Annotated in this window: 1 protein-coding gene; it reads left to right on the forward strand. The window is 65.3% G+C overall.

What is annotated here, in order from left to right; all coding sequences use genetic code 11:
- The first annotated feature begins 127 nt into the window (after positions 1-127).
- Positions 128-19,252 carry a filamentous hemagglutinin N-terminal domain-containing protein gene (locus NMQ14_RS08960; RefSeq protein WP_257095332.1) on the forward strand — a complete coding sequence of 6,375 codons (19,125 nt, stop codon included), beginning with the start codon at positions 128-130 and terminating at the stop codon, positions 19,250-19,252.
- Positions 19,253-19,257 lie beyond the last annotated feature (5 nt).

Raw genomic sequence — 19,257 nt, forward strand, 5'->3', positions numbered from 1 at the left:
CTCCAGACATTACGACATGCGGGGATGCAGTCGGAATTTTTGCGTTGGCCCGCTCGGGCCTGAACAGGATTACCTGAAGCAGCGGTAATCGTGTTCACGGCCTCGCGGAGAAGAACTTGAGGCCGAAATGAACAAGGGTCGCTACAGACTGGTTTTTTCCGAAGAGAAGGGCGGCTACGTCCCGGTGCCGGAAGAAACGAAGGCATGCGGCAAGGGCGGCGGCGCGCGCGCGCTGCGGCGCGTCGTGGCTGCCATGGCGGCCGCATTGCCCGGCCTTGCGATCGCCAACCCGACCGGTCATCAGGTGGTCCACGGCAACGTCGGCGTTCAGGTCCAGGGCAGCACGCTGAACATAACGGCCAGCGACAAGGCCATCATCAACTGGCAGCAGTTTTCCATCCAGCCGGGCGAAACCACCCGCTTCATCCAGCCGGGCTCGACCGCCAGCGTGCTCAACCGCGTGGTCGGTCAGGATCCGTCGAGAATCCTCGGCAACCTGATCGCCAATGGCCGCGTTTTCCTGATCAATCCGAATGGTGTGCTGTTCGGTGCCGGCGCGAAGGTCGATACCGCCGGGTTGGTCGCGTCGACGCTGAACATCCGGAATGAGGATTTCCTCGCCGGCAGGATGAAGTTCGATGCCGACGGCAATGCCGGCAAGCTGCGCAACGACGGCACGCTGAAAACGACCGGCGGCCCGCTGATCCTGATCGCCACCGATGTCGAAAACACCGGACTGATCACCGCCGAGAACGGCGACATCGTGCTGGCGGCCGGCAAGAGTGTCGAAATCGCCGATCCGCATCAGCCGTCGCTGCGCGTCAGGGTCGAAGCCGGTGGCGAGGCGATCAACCTCGGTCAGCTGATCGCACGCGGCGGCAGTGTCGGCATGTTCGGTGCTGCGCTCACGCAGGCCGGCAAGATTTCGGCCACCGGTGCGCACCGCACCGAAGACGGCCGCATCGTGCTGCGCGGCTCGAAGTCCGTCACGCTCACCGCACAGTCGGAAACGGTTGCACAAACCGCCGACGGCGCCGGCGGCGCGATCGACATCAGCGCCCCCGAAGTGAAGGTGGATGCGGGTGCCCTGGTGGATGCGAGCGGCACTGCGGGTGGCCGTATCGAAGTCAGCGCCGAACAGCGCGCGACGGTCGAAGGCACGCTGCGAGCGGTCGGCCGCGTGGATTCCGGCCCTGCCGCAGGCACGCCCGCTCCCGTTGCCACGAATGCGCCGTCACCGGCCGTCGGCGGCGACCTCGACCTGCCGGTCACTGCGGCCGGCCCCGCTCCCGTGGCACCGGTCAGCGCACCGCTCGGCCGGGGCGGCGACATCGTCGTCACCGCCGAGACCGTCGTGCTCGATGGCGATGCAGTGCTCGATGCGTCGGGCGATACCGGCGGTGGTTCCATCCTCGTCGGTGGCGACTGGCAAGGCGCCAATGCGGAGGTTCGCAACGCCCGCATCAGCTGGGTCGGACATGGCGTGAGCCTGCTGTCCGATGCGCTGCTGAACGGCGATGGCGGCAAGGTCGTCGTATGGGCGGACGAGGCCACCGCCTTCGCCGGCAGCATCTGGGCACGCGGCGGTCGCGAGGGCGGCGACGGCGGTCAGGTCGAAGTGTCCGGCAAGATGGCCCTGCTCTACCGCGGCCGCACGGACACCCGCGCCGAGCGGGGCCGCAATGGCGAGCTGCTGCTCGACCCGCTGGCCATCATCATCCAGGGCGGCACGGGCGACGGCAGCACCGACGGCTCGCAGCTGTTCCGGAGTGGCGTCACGCCGGGCACCATCACGGCCGACTCGCTCGGTCCGACGCTGCTGTTCGAAAGCGAAATCGAGGAACAGAGCAAGACAACCGACATCATCCTGCGCGCGCAAAGGTCGGTGACGGTCGGCAGCAGTGCATTCAGCTACACGGGGAGCGGCAATCTTGCCGGCGAAGTTGCCGGTACGCTGGTACTCGCCGATGGCAGCAACCTGCTGATCGAAACGCGCAATCTCGGCGGCGAAGAAGGCGGCCCGAGTGCCGGCATCGATCTGGTGACCGGCGGCTTACACGACGTCAACCTGCGCATCATCACGCAGGGCACCGGCAGCATCACGATGCAGACCGGCTACAGCAACGGCACCGCGGTCGGCGACCAACGCGCCGACATCATCGTGCCGGTGCTCACGGCCGGCGACGGAAGCATCCTGCTGCGTACGGTCCGGGGCACCGGTTCGACCATCCAGTTCCGCAATGCTGTCACCACCGACGGCGTTCTGCAGACCTCGGCCGACATGCATGTCGGCGGCCAGCGGCTGCAGGGCGGCGACGGCGTGGCCATCGACGGCGACTACACGCTGGACAACGGCACGCTGGACATCGACGGCGCCAGCGCAGCGATTTCCGGCACGCTCTACCTCTCCGGCACGCTCGACGGCAGTGCACCGCTGACACTCGGCGGGCTGGTCTGGTACAGCGGCGTCATGACCGGCACGGGCGCGGTCACGCTGACGGGTGCCGGCGAGTTGCCGCCGAATTTCAACTACCGCTATCTCGACCGTACGCTCAACATTGCCGGCACGCTGGACCTGAAGAACAATCTTCAGCTCTACATCCGCAACGGCGGCACGCTGCACCTCACGTCGGCCGGCGTGCTGCAGTCGACGACGCATGACGGCAACATCTACTTCAACAGTGGCGCCAGTGGTACCGCCTTGTTCAGCGCAGACGCCGGCGCACAGGTCAATGTCGCCGCCGGGCGGCAGCTCAGCCTGTACTCCGACAACAACGTCGGCAACCAGATATCGGCCAGTTTCACGACCAGCGGCGCAGGAACGCTTGCGCTGACCGGCGGACGCTTCACCCTGACCGGCAATTCGGTGATCACCGGCAGCGGCATCCTCGCGATGGCAGGTGCCGACCTGTTCGGCAGTGGCAACCTGACCCTGGGCAACAACTTCCGCTGGCTCAACGGCGGCATGTATGGCGATGGTGTGACGCGCATCACCGGTCTGGCTCAGCTGCCACAGGCGACCGGCAACCGGTTCCTCCAGCGCAGGCTGGAGGTGGCCGGCACGCTCGACGCCAACAACAACAATTTGTTGTACGTGCAGAACGGCGGCGTGCTGCACATCACTTCGACAGGCACGCTGCGCTCGGTGACGCACGACGGCAACATCTACCTGCAGGCCGGCGGCAGCGGCAGTGCCGCATTCAGCGCCGACCAGGGTGCCCGGATCGATGTCGGTGAAGCGCGCAGTTTGTATCTGTTCTCCGACAACAACATCGGAAACACCTTCTCGGCAGATGTGGACCTGACCGGAGCAGGCACTTTCGCATTCAGCGGAGGCCTGATCACGCTGAGCGGCGAGTCCTCGATCGGCGGCACCGGCCTGTTCGCGATGAATGGCGCCAACGTGGCCGGCACGGGCAATCTGGACATCGACAGCCGCTTCGTCTGGACATCCGGATCCATGGGCGGCAGCGGCGTTACCCGCATCGGCGGACTCGCTTCGCTGCCGCAATCGAATGCCAACAAGTTCCTGCAGCGCCGGCTCGAAGTCAGCGGCACGCTCGACGCGGACAACAACAACCTGCTGTATGTGCAGGCGGGTGGCACCCTGCACCTGACATCGACCGGACGGCTGCGCAGCACGACGAACGACGGCAACCTCTATCTGCAGGCGGGTACCACGGGCACATCGCGCTTCACAGCGGCTGCCGGCGCCGAAATCGATATTGCGGCCGAGCGCACACTGAACCTGTCGTCAGACAACAACCTCGGCAATGAAATGTCGGTCGATGTCGATCTGACCGGCACTGGCACGTTTGCCCTGACCAGCGGCAACATCACGCTGACCGGAGACTCGGCCATCGGGGGTGACGGCCTGCTGGCGCTGAGGGGCGCCAGTGTCAGCGGCAGCGGCAATCTCGATATCGACAGCCGCTTCGTGTGGACCGGCGGCGGCATGTACGGCGCCGGCACGACGCATATCAGCGGTGACGCCTCAATGCCGCAGGTGACCGCCAACAAGGTTCTGCAGCGGCGGCTGGAAATCTCCGGCATCTTCGAGGCAGACAACAACTACTGGCTGTATGTCCAGAACGGTGGCTCACTGCACCTGACCTCGACGGCCACCCTGCGTTCGACGACGAATGACGGTCATTTCTACTTTGATGCAGGTGCCAGCGGCGTAACGCTGTTCAGCGCCGATGCAGGGGCAACGGTCAATGTCGCTGACGGACTGACGCTGAGGCTCTTTTCCGACAACAACCTCGGCAATCAGTTTTCGGCCCGCCTGAACGTGACCGGCGCAGGCACGTTCGCGATGACCAGCGGTCGATTCACGCTTGAGGGCGATTCGGTCATCGGTGGTACCGGAACGTACAACCTGTCGAACACGGATCTTGTCGGCAGCGGCAATCTGACGCTGCGCGACAACTTCAACTGGCTGAGCGGCAACATGGGTGGCACCGGCCGCACCGTGCTCGATACCTCGGTCACGCTGAGCGGCACGCGAACCATCGATCGCGAACTGGTCATTGCCGAAGGTCGCACGCTGCTGCTGAACGACAACGGTGTCCTGCGCGGGTCCAGTTCCACGACCGGCGGTGGCCGACTCACCGCCCTGGGTACGCTTGCTAAGGGTGAAGGCAGCGGCAACGCCTACCTGCAGTATCTGGACATCAGCGGCAACATCCAGAGCCGCGGCGGGCTGTTGCGCCTGCACGGTTACAGCGATGGCCAGGGCGCGTCGATCGGTGGCATGGTCGCATCGTCGCTGAATGGCGGCGGCGTGCTGATGGAATCCAGCACCTTCAACATTGCTGGCCAGCCGCTGGAGATCGCGGCTGACTCGACGCTGCAGATGTCGGCCGGCACGATCCATCTCGACGGCGCACAGATCACCGGTGCAGGCACTTTCCTCGTGTCGGGGGGTACGCTGCTCGTCAATGCCGATTCGGCCATCACGAGCCGCTTCACGCTGTCAGGCGGTACGCTGGCCGGTGCCGCGGACTTCACGATCGGCAACGCCTTCGACTGGTCGGGCGGCACGATGTCGGGCGACGGGCGCACCGTATTGGCGGCCGGCACCATGGCGACCATCGGTTCCGCAAGCGCCTACAAGTTCCTGCATCGCCGGCTTGACGTCGCCGGCACGCTGACCTTAAGCAACAGCACGAACTACGATCTGTACATCCGTGACGGCGGCACGCTGCACATCGCGAGCACCGGCACGCTGGCGACTTCGGCAAATGGCTACATCTATCTGAACGAAAGCAGCAACGGCACCAATAACGGCAGCGTCGTCCTCAGCGCCGACAGCGGCGGGCGCATTGCCGTCGCCGACGGCACCACGCTGTTCCTTACGGCAGACACTGCCGCCAGCAACCATCTTCGCGGCAATTTCGCACTGAGCGGGCCGGGCGCGGTGCAAGTGCACAGCGGCCTGTTCAACATCGATCAGGCCACGACGTTTTCCGGCAGCGGCGTGCTCAGGCTCAATGGCGGCACGCTGTCTGCCGGCGCATTGACAGCTATCGCCAATCTGGAACTGACCGGCGGCACCCTCGCCGGAGCCAGCACGGTCACCGTGAGCCAGCTCGACTGGCGCTCCGGCACGATGGCCGGCACCGGAACCACGATACTGACAGGCAACGGCGCGCTCACCCAACTCAATACGATCAAGTTCCTGCAGCGCCGTCTAGACGTCGCCGGCACGCTGACGCTGTCGAATTCCACCAGTTCGGACCTTTACATCCGCGATGGCGGAACGCTGCACATTGCTTCGACCGGCACACTGGCTACGTCAACGAATGGCTACATCTATTTCAACGAGGGCAACAACGGCAGCAACAACGGCGTTGCAGCGCTCACATCGGCAGCCGGCGGGCGTATCGCCGTGGCCGACGGCACGACGCTGTTCCTGACGGCGGACGGCGCCGCGAGCAACCTGATCAGCGGCAATTTCACGCTGGCCGGACCGGGCGCCGTGCAGTTCGATTCCGGCCTGCTCACTGTCGATCAGACGAGCGCATTCACCGGCGCCGGCGTGCTGCGCGTCAATGGCGGCACACTGTTCGCGGGCGCGGCGACCGGCATCGCCAATCTGGAACTGACCGGCGGCACGCTCGACGGCGCCGGCGCGTTCACGCTGAACCAGCTCGACTGGCGTTCCGGCACGATGACGGGTACCGGAACAACGATCCTGGCCGGCAACGGCGCGCTGACCCAGCTCAACACGATCAAGTACCTGCAGCGACGGCTCGAAGTCGCCGGCACGCTGACGCTGTCGAACTCCACCAGTTCGGATCTTTACATCCGCGACGGCGGCACGCTGCACCTGGGTGCGACCGGCACGCTGGCCACCAGCGGCAATGCCTACCTCTACATGAACGAGAGCTTCAACAGTGCGGGCAACGGGCTGGCCCAGCTGTCGTCTGCAGCCGGCGGACGCATCGTCGTGGCCGAAGGCAACACCCTGTTCATTTCGGCGGACGGATCGTCGAACAACGTCATCGGCGGCAGCTTCCTGTTCGCCGGGCCGGGCGCCGTGCAGCAGACCGGCGGCACGATCACCGCCGACCTCGCCACGCAGATAACCGGCCCGGGCCTGCTGCGCCTGAGCGGCGGCACGTTTGCCGCGACCGCGGCAACCGGCATCGCCAATCTGGAACTGAGCGGTGGTGCGCTCGGCGGCACCGCCGATGTCACCATCGGCAATCGATTCACATGGAATACCGGCTCGCTGGCAGGCAGTGGCGTGGTCACGCTTGCCGGAACATCGATCATCGCGTCGACCAATGCCTACAAGGACACCTCGCGCGAAATTCGCGTCACCGGCAACCTGACGGTTGCCGACCAGAACGGTTACGCGTTGCGCCTGAACGGCGCGCGCCTTGCGATTGCCTCGGGCGGCAGCGTCGTGCTCGAAAACGATGCGCGCATCACTAACGCGACCGGTCGCATCGACAACGCCGGTCTGCTGGTCAAGCGCGGGCCGACCGGGCTCACGCTCGAGATGCCTCTGACCAATACTGGCGTGCTGCGCATCGAAGAAGGTGTACTCACGGCCAGCGCGTTCCCGGTCAACGACGGTCGGGTCACGCTGCTGAACAACGCCACCCTGGCCACCGGCAACGCCAACCTTTTGAACAACGGCAGTATCGACGGCGTCGGTACCATCGAAGTCAGAACCGGCACGGACGCCAGCACGTTGAACAACACGCTGACCAATGCCGGCCTGCTTCAGCCGGGCGGCAGTGGCAGCGCGGGCGTGCTGAGCATTCAGGGCAATCTGGTGCAGACCGCGGCCGGATCGCTGGAAGCCGATCTGCTGGGGACATCGATCGGGCAGCAGGACAGGCTGCAGGTCAGCGGCAGTGTGGCACTCGGGGGCGATCTCATCATCACGCCGGCGGCCGGTGTCACGCTCGGTGCGCAGGACCGCTACACCGTCCTCTCCTGTTCGACCGACGGTTGCCTGACAGGCAGTTTCGCAAGCATCGACACCAACGGACTCACGGCGACGGCCACCACGTTCTCGAACGCGCTGAGCTTTGCCACCGGCACCATTTCCAGCACCTGGACGTCGGCATCGTCGGGCTTCTGGGACGTTGCCGCCAACTGGGCCGGCGGACTGATTCCGACCGCCGGCAACGATGTCGTCATCGATCAGGCGGGTGACCTCACTGTCACCGTGCGTACCGCAACCAGCGGACCTTTCACGGTCAACAGCCTGTTTTCGAATGAAAACATTTCCGTCATCAGCGGGGCACTGACGCTGACCGATGACTCGGTCATCAACGGCTTGCTGTCGGTATCGGGTGGCACCCTAAACATAGGCGCACAGCTCGATCTGAACCGGCTGTCGCTGAGCGGCGGGACGGTGACCGGTGGCGTGCTGAACCTTCTCGGCGCGCGATCGGGGATCGCCGGTGGCAATCTGAACAATGTCGCGGTGGCGATCGGCGGCGCCGGGCTCGAAGTGACCGGCGGCATCATGAACAACGTGACGCTGGGCAAGCTCGCCAGCGTCACCGGCAATTCACTTGTCACGATCAGCAACGGCGGCATCCTGGAAGCCCGCGGCACACTCACGCTCGACGGCGCCACCATCCGTCTGGCCAGCACCGGCAATTGGACCTATCTGCGCGGCAACACCAGCGCCGGTCTCACCACACTCAACATCGCCGGCAACGGCACCATCGATTTCGCCGGCAGCGCCATCTACAACAGCTTCACCGCCTGGCACGGCAACAGCACACTCAACATCGGCACCGGAATCAACCTCACCGGCACGCAGTCCGCCGACATCTTCATGGGCACCGGTGGCACCTTCTCCGGTACCGCCATCGCCGCCGCAACCGGCAAGACCTTCGAATTCAGCGGCAGCAACTGGAACAACGCAGGCACCCTGCGCGCCGCAGGCGGCATCGTCTCGCTGACATCCAGCAATAACACCACCTGGGCCTCTTCCGGAACGCTCGATCTGGACAGCGGCTCGCTCAACCTCGGCGGCACCTTCAACACCGCTTCGTTCAATTCCCTCGATCGCGATGGCGTCGCCGCAGGCGCCCTCTCCATCACCGGAGCACTGAACAACACCAACGCCACGCTGCTGCTCGACGACTCCACCGGCGTCGTGCTGCTCAGCGGATCGATCACCGGCGGCACCATCCGCGCCAACAACCCGGCCGGTGGTGCGCTCGTCATGAATGGTGTCGGCTACCTCATCGACACCACGCTCGCCGGCGTCGAGGGCGTAGACGGTTCCGGTCTGTATGTCATCGACAACGGCCAGAGCATGGAAGCGCGCGGCACCTTCAACGCGCTCACCAGCGTCTGGTCCAACGGACTCACGCTCGACGGCGCCACCATCCGTCTGGCCAGCACCGGCAATTGGACCTATCTGCGCGGCAACACCAGCGCCGGTCTCACCACACTCAACATCGCCGGCAACGGCACCATCGATTTCGCCGGCAGCGCCATCTACAACAGCTTCACCGCCTGGCACGGCAACAGCACACTCAACATCGGCACCGGAATCAACCTCACCGGCACGCAGTCCGCCGACATCTTCATGGGCACCGGTGGCACCTTCTCCGGTACCGCCGTCGCCGGTACCCCGGGCAAGACGATGGCCTTCACCAGCAACGCCGGCTGGACCAACGCCGGCACCTTGCGCCTTGAAGGCGGCGCGATCACCTCATCAACCAGTTTCACCAGCAGCGGTGTCATCCGCGGTTTCGGCAGCCTGAATCTGGGTGCGAACACGCTCACGAATAACGGCGTGCTGCGCCCGGACGGTTTGCTGACGCTGACCGGAAATCTGGTGCTGGGTGCCGCCAGCACGCTGGAGGTCGGCATCGCCGGCAGCGAACGCGGCACGCAGTACGACGCACTGGACGTCACTGGCACGGTCACCTTTGGCGGCACGCTGCGCGCTACGCACGAAGGCGGCTACACGCCGGGCGCGAACACCGGCTTCCGTCTGGTGCGCTACAACGCGCGGATCGCCGGTCGCGAATTCGCAGCACTCGATGTGCCGGCGGGCTTCGGCTACGGCAGCTACTACGGCGCGGCCAACTACGTTCTGGGCAATGGCAGCGCGCTGACCGGCATCAACGAATGGATCAGCAATGTCGACGGCAACTGGTCGGTCGGCAGCAACTGGTCACTGGGCGCAGCGCCGAACTCAGCGACGCAGACGGTGCTGATCGATCGCGTGGGCGTCACGCCGACCGTCACCATCAGCACAGGCACGTGGACCATAGGGTCGTTGTCGTCCGAAGAATCGCTGACGATCAGCGGCGGCAGTCTGACCGTGAATGGCGCGACGCGCATCGGCCGCACGCTGACGATCAATGGTGGCCGCTTCGAAGCACTGGGCACGCTGGACCTGAACGGCGTGTCGGTCAGCGCTGCCGCCAGCCAGTTCATCGCCAACGGTGGCGGCACGATTGCCGATTTCGATCAGGGCAACGGAACTTCTACCTTCAATGCGGGTGGTCTGGCCTTTGCGGTGCTGACGCCCCGCGGTGGCACCGTGAATTTCAACGCGGCCGTCACGCTGCCGTCGTCGACGCTGCGCGTCGCGAACTATGTCGCCAACATCAATGCCGACCTCGGCCTGGCCACGCTGGACATCGACTCCGGCACCGTCAACCTGAATGTGGCCAGCAGCGCAGCCAGCATCGACCTGTCGGGCGGCACGCTGAACGTCGCCGGCAATACCGCGATGTCGGGCAACCTGACCTGGAGCGGCGGTACGATAGCCGGCGGCGGCGTGCTGTCGCTGGCGGGCGTGCTCGATCAGTCCAGCAATACGACGGTCTATCTGCGCCAGACCACGCTGGTGCATTCGAACAGCAGCGGCAACAGCCGTATCGCCAACACCTCGGGCAGCGGCTTCAACCTTGAGAACGGAGCGCTGCTGCGCAATACCGGCTCGCTGACGCTGTCGGTCGAAGCACCGAACGGCATCCTCTACATCGATCAGGACACCGGTCCGCTCGGCGGCCGCTTCGAGAACACCGGCACGCTGACCAAGGTGGGTGCCGGGCGCGCCGACATCGGCAACTTCGGCGCCATGACCTTCCTGCAGGGCGGCACGCTCAATGTCGAAGCGGGCAGCCTGACGCTGGGCAACACGGTCAGCCTCGCCGGCACGCAGAATATTTCGGCCGGTGCCTTCCTGCAGGTGCTCGGCGGTACGACCACGGTTGCGGCGGGTGGCCTGTTCAACGGTGCCGGCACGCTGGCGCACAGCGGCGGCACGCTGATACTGGGCGATGGCGTACGCATCGCGTCGACGTTCAACCTGAGCGGCAGCAGCACGCTGAACATCGCCAGCGGCACCCGTGCCGACATCGACGGCCGCTTCAACTGGAGCGGCGGCACGATCAACGGTGGCGGCGTGCTCGACGCAAACGGCGTATTCGACCAGAGCGGCAACACGACCGTCCACATCGACGCCACGACGCTGCAGCATCACGACACCAGCGGCGAGAGCCGCATCGCCAACACTTCAGCCAGCGGTTTCAACATCGAGAATGGCGGACTGTTCCGCAATACCGGAACGCTCGCACTGATCATCGAGGCGCCGAACGGCAACCTCTACATCGACCATGACTCGGGTGCAGCCAGCCGCTTCGAAAACACCGGCACGCTTACCAAGAGCGGCGCCGGCAACGTCGATTTCGGCAGCTTCGGCAATGTGAGCTTCGACCAGCTCGGTCACTTCGTAGTGAGCGAGGGCACCGCCTCGCTGAACAATGCGGTGTTGCTGGCCGGCACGCAGCAAATCTCGGAAGGCGCCACGCTGCAGGTTGTCGGCGGCACGACGACGCTGGTGGCGGACGGCCGAATCGACGGCATGGGCCAGTTCCGCCTGAACAGCGGCACCCTCGCGCTGGAAGACAACACGTCGATCAACACCCGTTTCGCGCAATCGGCCGGCACCCTGCGGATCGCACCGGGCATCGATGCACTGATCAGCAACCGCTACGACTGGAGCGCCGGCACCGTCAGCGGCGGCAACACGCTGGCGAACAACGTGCTCGTGCCGGGCGGCACGCTGACCGTGTCGGGCGAGCTGCAACTGGTCGGCACCAGCAACGTGACGCTGGACAACGCGACGCTGGTGCATACCCACACGGGCAGCGGCAGCCGGGTCGGCACGAACAACGGCCGCAGCATGCTGATCAACAACGGCGCCGTATTCAGGAACGCCGCAGGTTCGCTTCTGACGCTCGACACGCCAGACAGCGGCAACACGCTGTACATCTACCAGAGTGGCGGCACCGGCAGCCGGTTCGAAAACTTCGGTTCGCTGGTGAAATCGGGGGTCGGCACGCTCGACCTCGGCTACAACGGCACCCTCACCGTCCAGCAGTCCGGCACCCTGCTGATCGACGAGGGCACGCTTTCGAACAACGCAGTCAGCACTTTTGCCGGTACGCAGCAGATCTCGACCGACGCGCTGCTGTTGCTGAGCGGCAGCACAAGCACGCTGGCCGCCGGATCGAGTTTCAGCGGCGACGGACGCGTGCAGCAAAGCAGCGGCACCACGACGCTGGGCGATGGTGCTTCGATCACCACCGATGTGCTGCTGAGCGGCGGCACCCTGAATGTTGCGACGGGCGCTTCGGTCATCGTCGATGGCGACCTGCAATGGACCGCCGGCACGCTCGGTGGCGCAGGCACGCTGACCCTCAACGGCGTGCTGACCCAGGTCAGCGCCAACACGGTCACGCTGAACGCCACGCAGTTGATCCACACAAATGCCTCCGGCAACAGCCGCATCGGCAACAACAACGGTCGCAGCATCCTGCTGAACAATGGCGCGCTGCTGCAGAACGCCGCTGGTGCGCTGCTGACGCTGGAAACCGGAAACAACAACAACACGCTGTACATCTACCAGAGCACCGGTACAGGCAGCCGCTTCGACAATCTCGGCACCTTGACGAAGACCGGCGCGGGCACGCTCGACCTCGGTTACAACGGCGGTCTGCAGTTCGACCAGCGCAGCGTGTTGAATGTCCAGCAGGGCTTGCTGAGCCTCAATGGCGTGACAGTGCTGAGCGGCGCACAGCAGCTCGCGGCGGGCGGCACACTCGATATCCGGGGTGCCACGACAACGCTGGCGGCGACGGGCAGCATGACCGGAGCCGGCAACCTCTCGCTGAGCGGCGGCACGCTGAGTCTGGCCGACGGCGCAGCCATCGCATCGACATTGATACACAGCGGCGGCACGCTGCTGGGCACCGGCGCCAATACGATCAGCGGCCGCTATGACTGGACTGCCGGAACGATCGCCGGTGACGGTACGCTGACGGTCAGCGGGCCGCTGCAGATCACCGGTGCCAACACGCAGTTCCTGGACGCTCGCACTCTCGTCCATACCAACGCGAGCGGCAGCAGCCGGATCTTCAAGACCAGCGGCGCGGTGAGCCTGAACAACGGTGGCGTGCTGCGCAACGCAAGCGGCGCCCGCCTGCTGTTCGACAGCGGCAACGGCAACTTCAACGTGAATTCGAGCGGCGGCGGATTGCTGGTGAACGAAGGCACCCTCACCAAGGTGGGTAGTGGTTCGACCGCGATCACGTCGAACATTGGTTTCAACCAATCAGGTCTGCTGACGATCGGCCAGGGCTCGTTGAGCGTGGCCAGCGCTTTCACCAACGCCGGCACGATCGACCTGTTTGCGTCAACGACCTTCGGCAACACCAGTGCGGCCACCACCAATACCGGTATCGTCAGCGGTTTCGGCACGCTGGCACTGGGAACACAGACGTTCACCAACCGCGGCCTCGTGCGCCCGGGCGGCGCCGGCGCGATCGGCACGCTCAACATCACCGGCCGTTACGCCCAGGACGCGACAGGCACACTGCAGATCGAACGCGGCAACGTCGGCACCGATGCGCTGATCATCAGCAGCACGGCCACGTTGGGCGGCACGCTGGTGGTCAGCGAGTTGCCGGGTTACATCTCGACCGGCGGCACCTCCGATGTGGTGACCGCCAGCGCGCTCAGCGGCAGCTTCTCGACCGTCACGCTGCCGAGCGGCTACAGCACACAGGTCGTAGGCAACCGTCAGGTGCTCAGTTTCGCCGGCGCGATCTGCGGTGGCGTGTGCTGGGACGGCGGCGCCGGTTCGCTGCTGTGGACCGATGCGGCCAACTGGACGGGCGATCTGCTGCCCGGCACGAACGACCTCGTGTTCATCGATCTGGGCACGATCAGTGTCGAGCTGAACCAGGGCATTCACACGATACGCAGTCTGAATACCGCGGCCGGCAATACGCTGGTCGTGTCGGGCGGCAGCCTCACGGTGACGGACGTGGCCACATTGGCCGGCGATCTGGTCATCAGCGGCGGCACGGCAAACTTCAACGGTGCAGCGCAACTTGCACGACTGATGCTGTCATCGGGCGTCTTCGGCGGCAGCGGAACAGCCACCTTCACCCAGTCGGGTTCAACCTGGAGCGGCGGTGATGCCAGCGGTACCGGGCGCCTCGTTTTCGCTGCGGGATCGACCTTCAGCTACGCCGCCGGCACCCGCACGATCGCACGACGACTGGATATCGAACAGGGCGGCCGGTTCTCGCTGGACAGCGGCTCGCTCACCACGACCGGCGGCGCCAGCAACGCCGGTGTGGTCAATGTGGCCTTCGGTGCCACCGCGCGCTACGGCGGCAGCGCGACCTACCTGCTCGATGCGACCGGTCAGTTCGACGGCGGCGGACGCATCGAATTCATCAATACGGCTCAGGTGACCAGTGCGACCACCGCGCCACCCATCGCCAACAACACCTTCACCGTGCGCGTGCAGGATTCTGCCCGCTTCACGCTGAGCACACCCGGCGCCATCGCCAACCTCGAACTGGCCGACAGCGGCCAGGTCATTGCGCAGGCAGGTCTGCAGGCAGGTTCACTGACCCAGACCGGCGGCACGCTGACCTTGAACGCGGCGTCCGGCGCCGGCACCTACAACTGGAATGGCGGCACGCTGGCGGGCAACTCAACGTTCAGCATCGTCGGCGGTGGCAGCTGGACGCGCGGCACGCTGACCGGCAACCTCGTCATCGCCAACGGCGCATCGCTGACCTTGAGCGGTACCGGCAGCGACGACGTGCAATCGACCAGCTACAAGCGCTTCGGCGCCGGTTCGCTGACCAACTTCGGCACGCTGAACTGGCTGGAAGGCCACATCGATGTCATCGGTGCCGGGCGCGTAGACAACCACGGCCTGATCGATCTGGCTTCGGACTTCAGTTTCGGCGACCGCTCGACCGGTACCGGCACCGTCACGATGGTGAATCACAACAGCGGCGTCATATCGAAAACGGCCGGCTCGGGCGAGTTCGCCATCGGCACGCTGGGCATTCCGGGCGGCACGGCGAATTACACCAATTTCACCAACAATGGCCGGATCAACGTCTTCAGCGGCCGGCTGCGTTTCAACATCGGCTATTCCGGCGCACCGGGCGGTGGCACCTTCACCCACAACAATTTCATCGAGATCGGTGCGGGCTCGACCCTTGAAATCGGTGGCGCACTGACCTACAACGGCGATGCCGATCTCGGTGCCGGGGGCGTATTGCGCCGCCTCGGCGGTTTCACGATCAACAGTGGCGGCGATATCTTCGGCAACGGCACGATCGACGTCGGCACGAGCGGCACGCTGACCAACGCCGGCGCCCTGGGTACCCTCGAGTACGGCACGTTGAGCGTGACGGGCAACTTCGTGCAGACCGACTCCGGCGTCCTCGACCTCTGGATCGGTGGTACCACTGCAGGCACCTACGACCAGCTTGCCGTCAGCGGGTCGGTCACGCTGGGCGGCACACTGGTGATAGGCGAAGACCCTGCCTACACACGCGGTCCGCTGTCTATTGCCCTGATCACCGCGGGCAATGGCATCAGCGGCAGGTTTGCGTCGATCGAGACGCCGGCAGCAGGCTACGCGACCGCGATCGATGGCAACGCCTTCCGCATCAGCTTCGGCAGCATCGTCTGCGGCGGCATCTGCTGGGACGGCGGTGCGGGTACCGCCTTCTGGACGGACGCCGCGAACTGGTCCGGCGACGCCCTGCCCGGCCTGAACGATCTGGTGTTCATCGCGCTTGAGGGCGGCAGCACTGTGGTGCTGAACAGCGGCAGCCACACCATCGCCAACCTGACAAGCACCGCTGGCAACAATCTGACGATCAGCGCCGGCTCACTGACGCTGACTGGCGTGTCGGGCACCAACAGCGGTCTCGTGTCTTCGCTTGCCGGCGATCTGACGCTGAGCGGCAGCGGCACACTGGTGACCAACGGCCGGCTCGACGCCACACGCTTCACGCAGACCGGTGGCACCTTCAATGGCGCTGGCGACCTGTTCGTGTCGACTGCATTCAGCCAGACCGGCGGCAGCCACACCGGCTTCGGCCGCACCGTGCTGGGCAGCGCGGTGTCCTTTGCGCCGGGCAGTTACACGTTCAACCGCGACTTCGACATCGAAGGCACGCTGACGCACACAAGCGGTACGCTCACCGTTGCCGCGCAACGCACGCTGACCATCAGTGGCGAACTTGACTGGACCGCGGGCTCGATCATCAGCGGCCCGGGCACGCTGGATGTCGCTGACGGTGCGAACGTCATGATCAACGACAGCGTGGGCGGCGGGTTCCACACGCTGAGCGGCATCACCCTGAACAACGCCGGCGTCGTCAATTACGCCGTCGCCAGCGGCAACAGCCGCGAACTGCTGATCAACGACGGCACCGTGTTCAACAACACCGGCCGCTTCAACTTCACCGGCGACAACGTCATCTCCGATAACTCCGGCAATGGCGGAGAGTTCAACAATGCCGGCACGCTGGCCAAGACCGGCGGCGCCGGCAGCAGTGGCTTCGCCAATCAGGCACGATTCAACAACCTCGACGGCGGCACCGTCGATTCGGGCACCGGCACGCTGCTGATCCAGACCGCGGGCAATCACGCCGGCGTGTTCAACCTCGCCGGCAACAACGTGCGCTTCAATGGCAGCACGCAGACCTTTGGCGATGGCTCCGTGCTGCGCGGCACCTCGAACTTCAACGGCGCAACCATCCGTGCCGACGGCGACCTGACCATCGACGGCACGCTGAACTGGAGCAGCGGCAGCACGGTGACCAACGCGGGTGGCACCGGCGCACTCAACGTGCTCACCACCAGTACGCTCAACATCAACGACAGCGTGGGCGGCGGATTCCACACGCTGAGCGGGATCACTCTGAACAACGCCGGCATCGTCAATTACGCCGTCGCCGGCGGCAACAGCCGCGAACTGCTGATCAACGACGGCACCGAGTTCAACAACACCGGACGCTTCAACTTCACCGGCGACAACGTCATCTCCGAGAACTCCGGCAATGGCGGCAACTTCAACAATTCCGGCACGCTGGCCAAGACCGGCGGCACCGGCAGCAGCGGCTTCGCCAATCAGGCGCGCCTCTCGGATCAGGGCGGCAGCTACCGCGGCGAAACAGGCACGCTGCAGCTTGCGTCGCTCGGCACCGTAAGCGGCGTCATGCACATTGCCGCAGGCGCCACCATCACCACCGCCTCGGCACTGACCAACACTGGCGCGATCGAAGGCAGCGGCACGCTGGATGTCGGTGGCGGCACGCTGACCAACAGTGGCGTCGTGCGCCCGGGTGGCGACGACCAGATCGGCCGTCTGACCGTGCTCGGCAACGTCACGCAGACCGCCGCAGGGCGTATCGAAGCGGAATTTGCGGGCACCTCGACCAACCAGTTCGACGTGCTCGATGTGCGCGGGGATACGCTCCTGGATGGCGTACTCGAGGTGCAAGCGCTCGGCTCGGCGGTACCGGTTGAAGGCATGCAGTTGCCCGTGGTGACCGCAAGTGGCGCGCTCGACGCGGGCGCACTCCAGTTGGTGGCACCGACCGGTTTCACGACACGCACGCTCGGCAGCTCGTTGAGCCTCGGCTACACCGCCTGCACCACCGGTATTTGCTGGGACGGCGGTGCCGGCAGCCAGTTGTGGACGGATGCAGCAAACTGGACCGGCGATGTGCTGCCCGGTGTGAATGACCTCGTGTTCATCACGCTCGCGGGCGGATCGAATGTCGTGCTGAACGCGATACCCACCGTCACCGTGGCCGGTCTGACCATCGGCAACGCGAACTCGCTGACGCTGACCGGCGGCGTGCTCAATGCACCGACCACCGTGCAGCCGGGCGGCACGCTCAACCTCAATGGCGGCAACCTCAACTTCGGTAACGCGCTGCTCAACAACGGCGTCCTGAACTACGCCGGTGGCACGATGAGCGGCAACGTGTTCACCAACAACGGCACGCTGAACGTGCTGTCCGGCAGTGCCGGCAATCTGACCACCACCTCGCTGAACAACAACGGCAGCGTCATCGTCGATAGCGGTGCGACATTCGAGTTCGGCAGCGGCGGCGGCATGATCTTCGCCAACAATGGTTCGGTCGCTGTCGAGAGCGGCACACTGTCGGTGCTGGCGCATGACGCCGACGCTTCCGGACCGGGTGCCGACAGCGGCGCCTATTCGGTCGATTCAGGCGCCACGCTGCGCTTCCGCGACGCCTTCCGCGACTTCGGGCCCGGCTCGTCGATCACCGGTCCGGGTGACGTCGAGTTCACTGCCTTTTCGGGCGGCGTGTTCAACATCAACGGCGGCTACAACGTCGGCGGCGAGACGCGCGTCAGTGGCAACACACTGGTCAATTTCAACAGCAACGCCACCTTCGGCGACCTGCGTGTTGCCGGCAACATCGGCGGAAACGGCACGCTGACGGTGACCGACGACCTGACCTGGACGGCCGGTTCGATCGGCGGCAATGGACGCGTCATCGTGGTGCGTGGCGACACGGTGCTCGATGGCAGCAGCCTGGCACTGAACGGCGCCGTGCTGAACGTAGGCGGTTCCGGCCTGCTCGATACCGGTACTCAGCTGGCGCTGAACGGCGGTTCGCAACTCATCGTCAGTGACGGGGCTTCGCTCGGACTGGGCAGCAACACCAGCGTCGGCGGCACAGGCAGCCTGGTCAACCGCGGCACGCTGGAAGGCACACTGGGCGGCGGCACGTCGAACGTCGCTGTACGCCTTGTCAATGACGGCAACGTGCAGGCCAGTGCGGGCAATCTCGGCCTGACCGGCGGCATCGGCGGCGGCGGTCTGTTCGTCATCGGCGACAACGCGACGATGGAACTGGGCGGCGACCTGCCCCCCGACATCTTCAACCGCATCGGCGGCAACGGCACGCTGAGCTTCTCGCCCACGTCGGCGCCGGTCATCAACCAGATGTTTGCCGCCACCGGGGGTACACCGCTGCTGTTCAGTCTGCGCAGCGGTGCGGTGTTGTCCAGCGGTCCGAACAACGGTGTGCTGGATGGCCAGCAGTCGGCGTGGCAATACACGGCGAACGCCGGCTTCAATGGCAACGACTCGGCGCGCTTCACGCTCAGTCTGGGCAGTGGAACGGCGCAGATCAATGTGATATTTGCGGTGGCATCAGCGCCGGCTGTCACGCAACCTGAAGTGCAGGTGATCACCACCACGCTGCTGCCGGAAATCTTCCAGCCGCCGCGCATCGCGCTGCCGTCCGCCCCGGCCTTCACGCCCCCGCAGAATGTGAACATCGCAAGCATCGACGCGCTGAGCGAAATCGTCACCGCCTCGGGTCCGTCCTTCGAACAGCCGCTGCGCGAATTCAGCGCCAGCCGTCTGCAGTGCAGATAAGGAGT

The organism is Methyloversatilis sp. XJ19-13 (assembly GCF_024580155.1).
GTDB lineage: Bacteria > Pseudomonadota > Gammaproteobacteria > Burkholderiales > Rhodocyclaceae > Methyloversatilis.

Excerpts from the sequence above, each read along its gene's own strand:
- NMQ14_RS08960 (WP_257095332.1), top strand. The coding sequence starts at position 128 with ATGAACAAGGGTCGCTACAGACTGGTTTTTTCCGAAGAGAAGGGCGGC.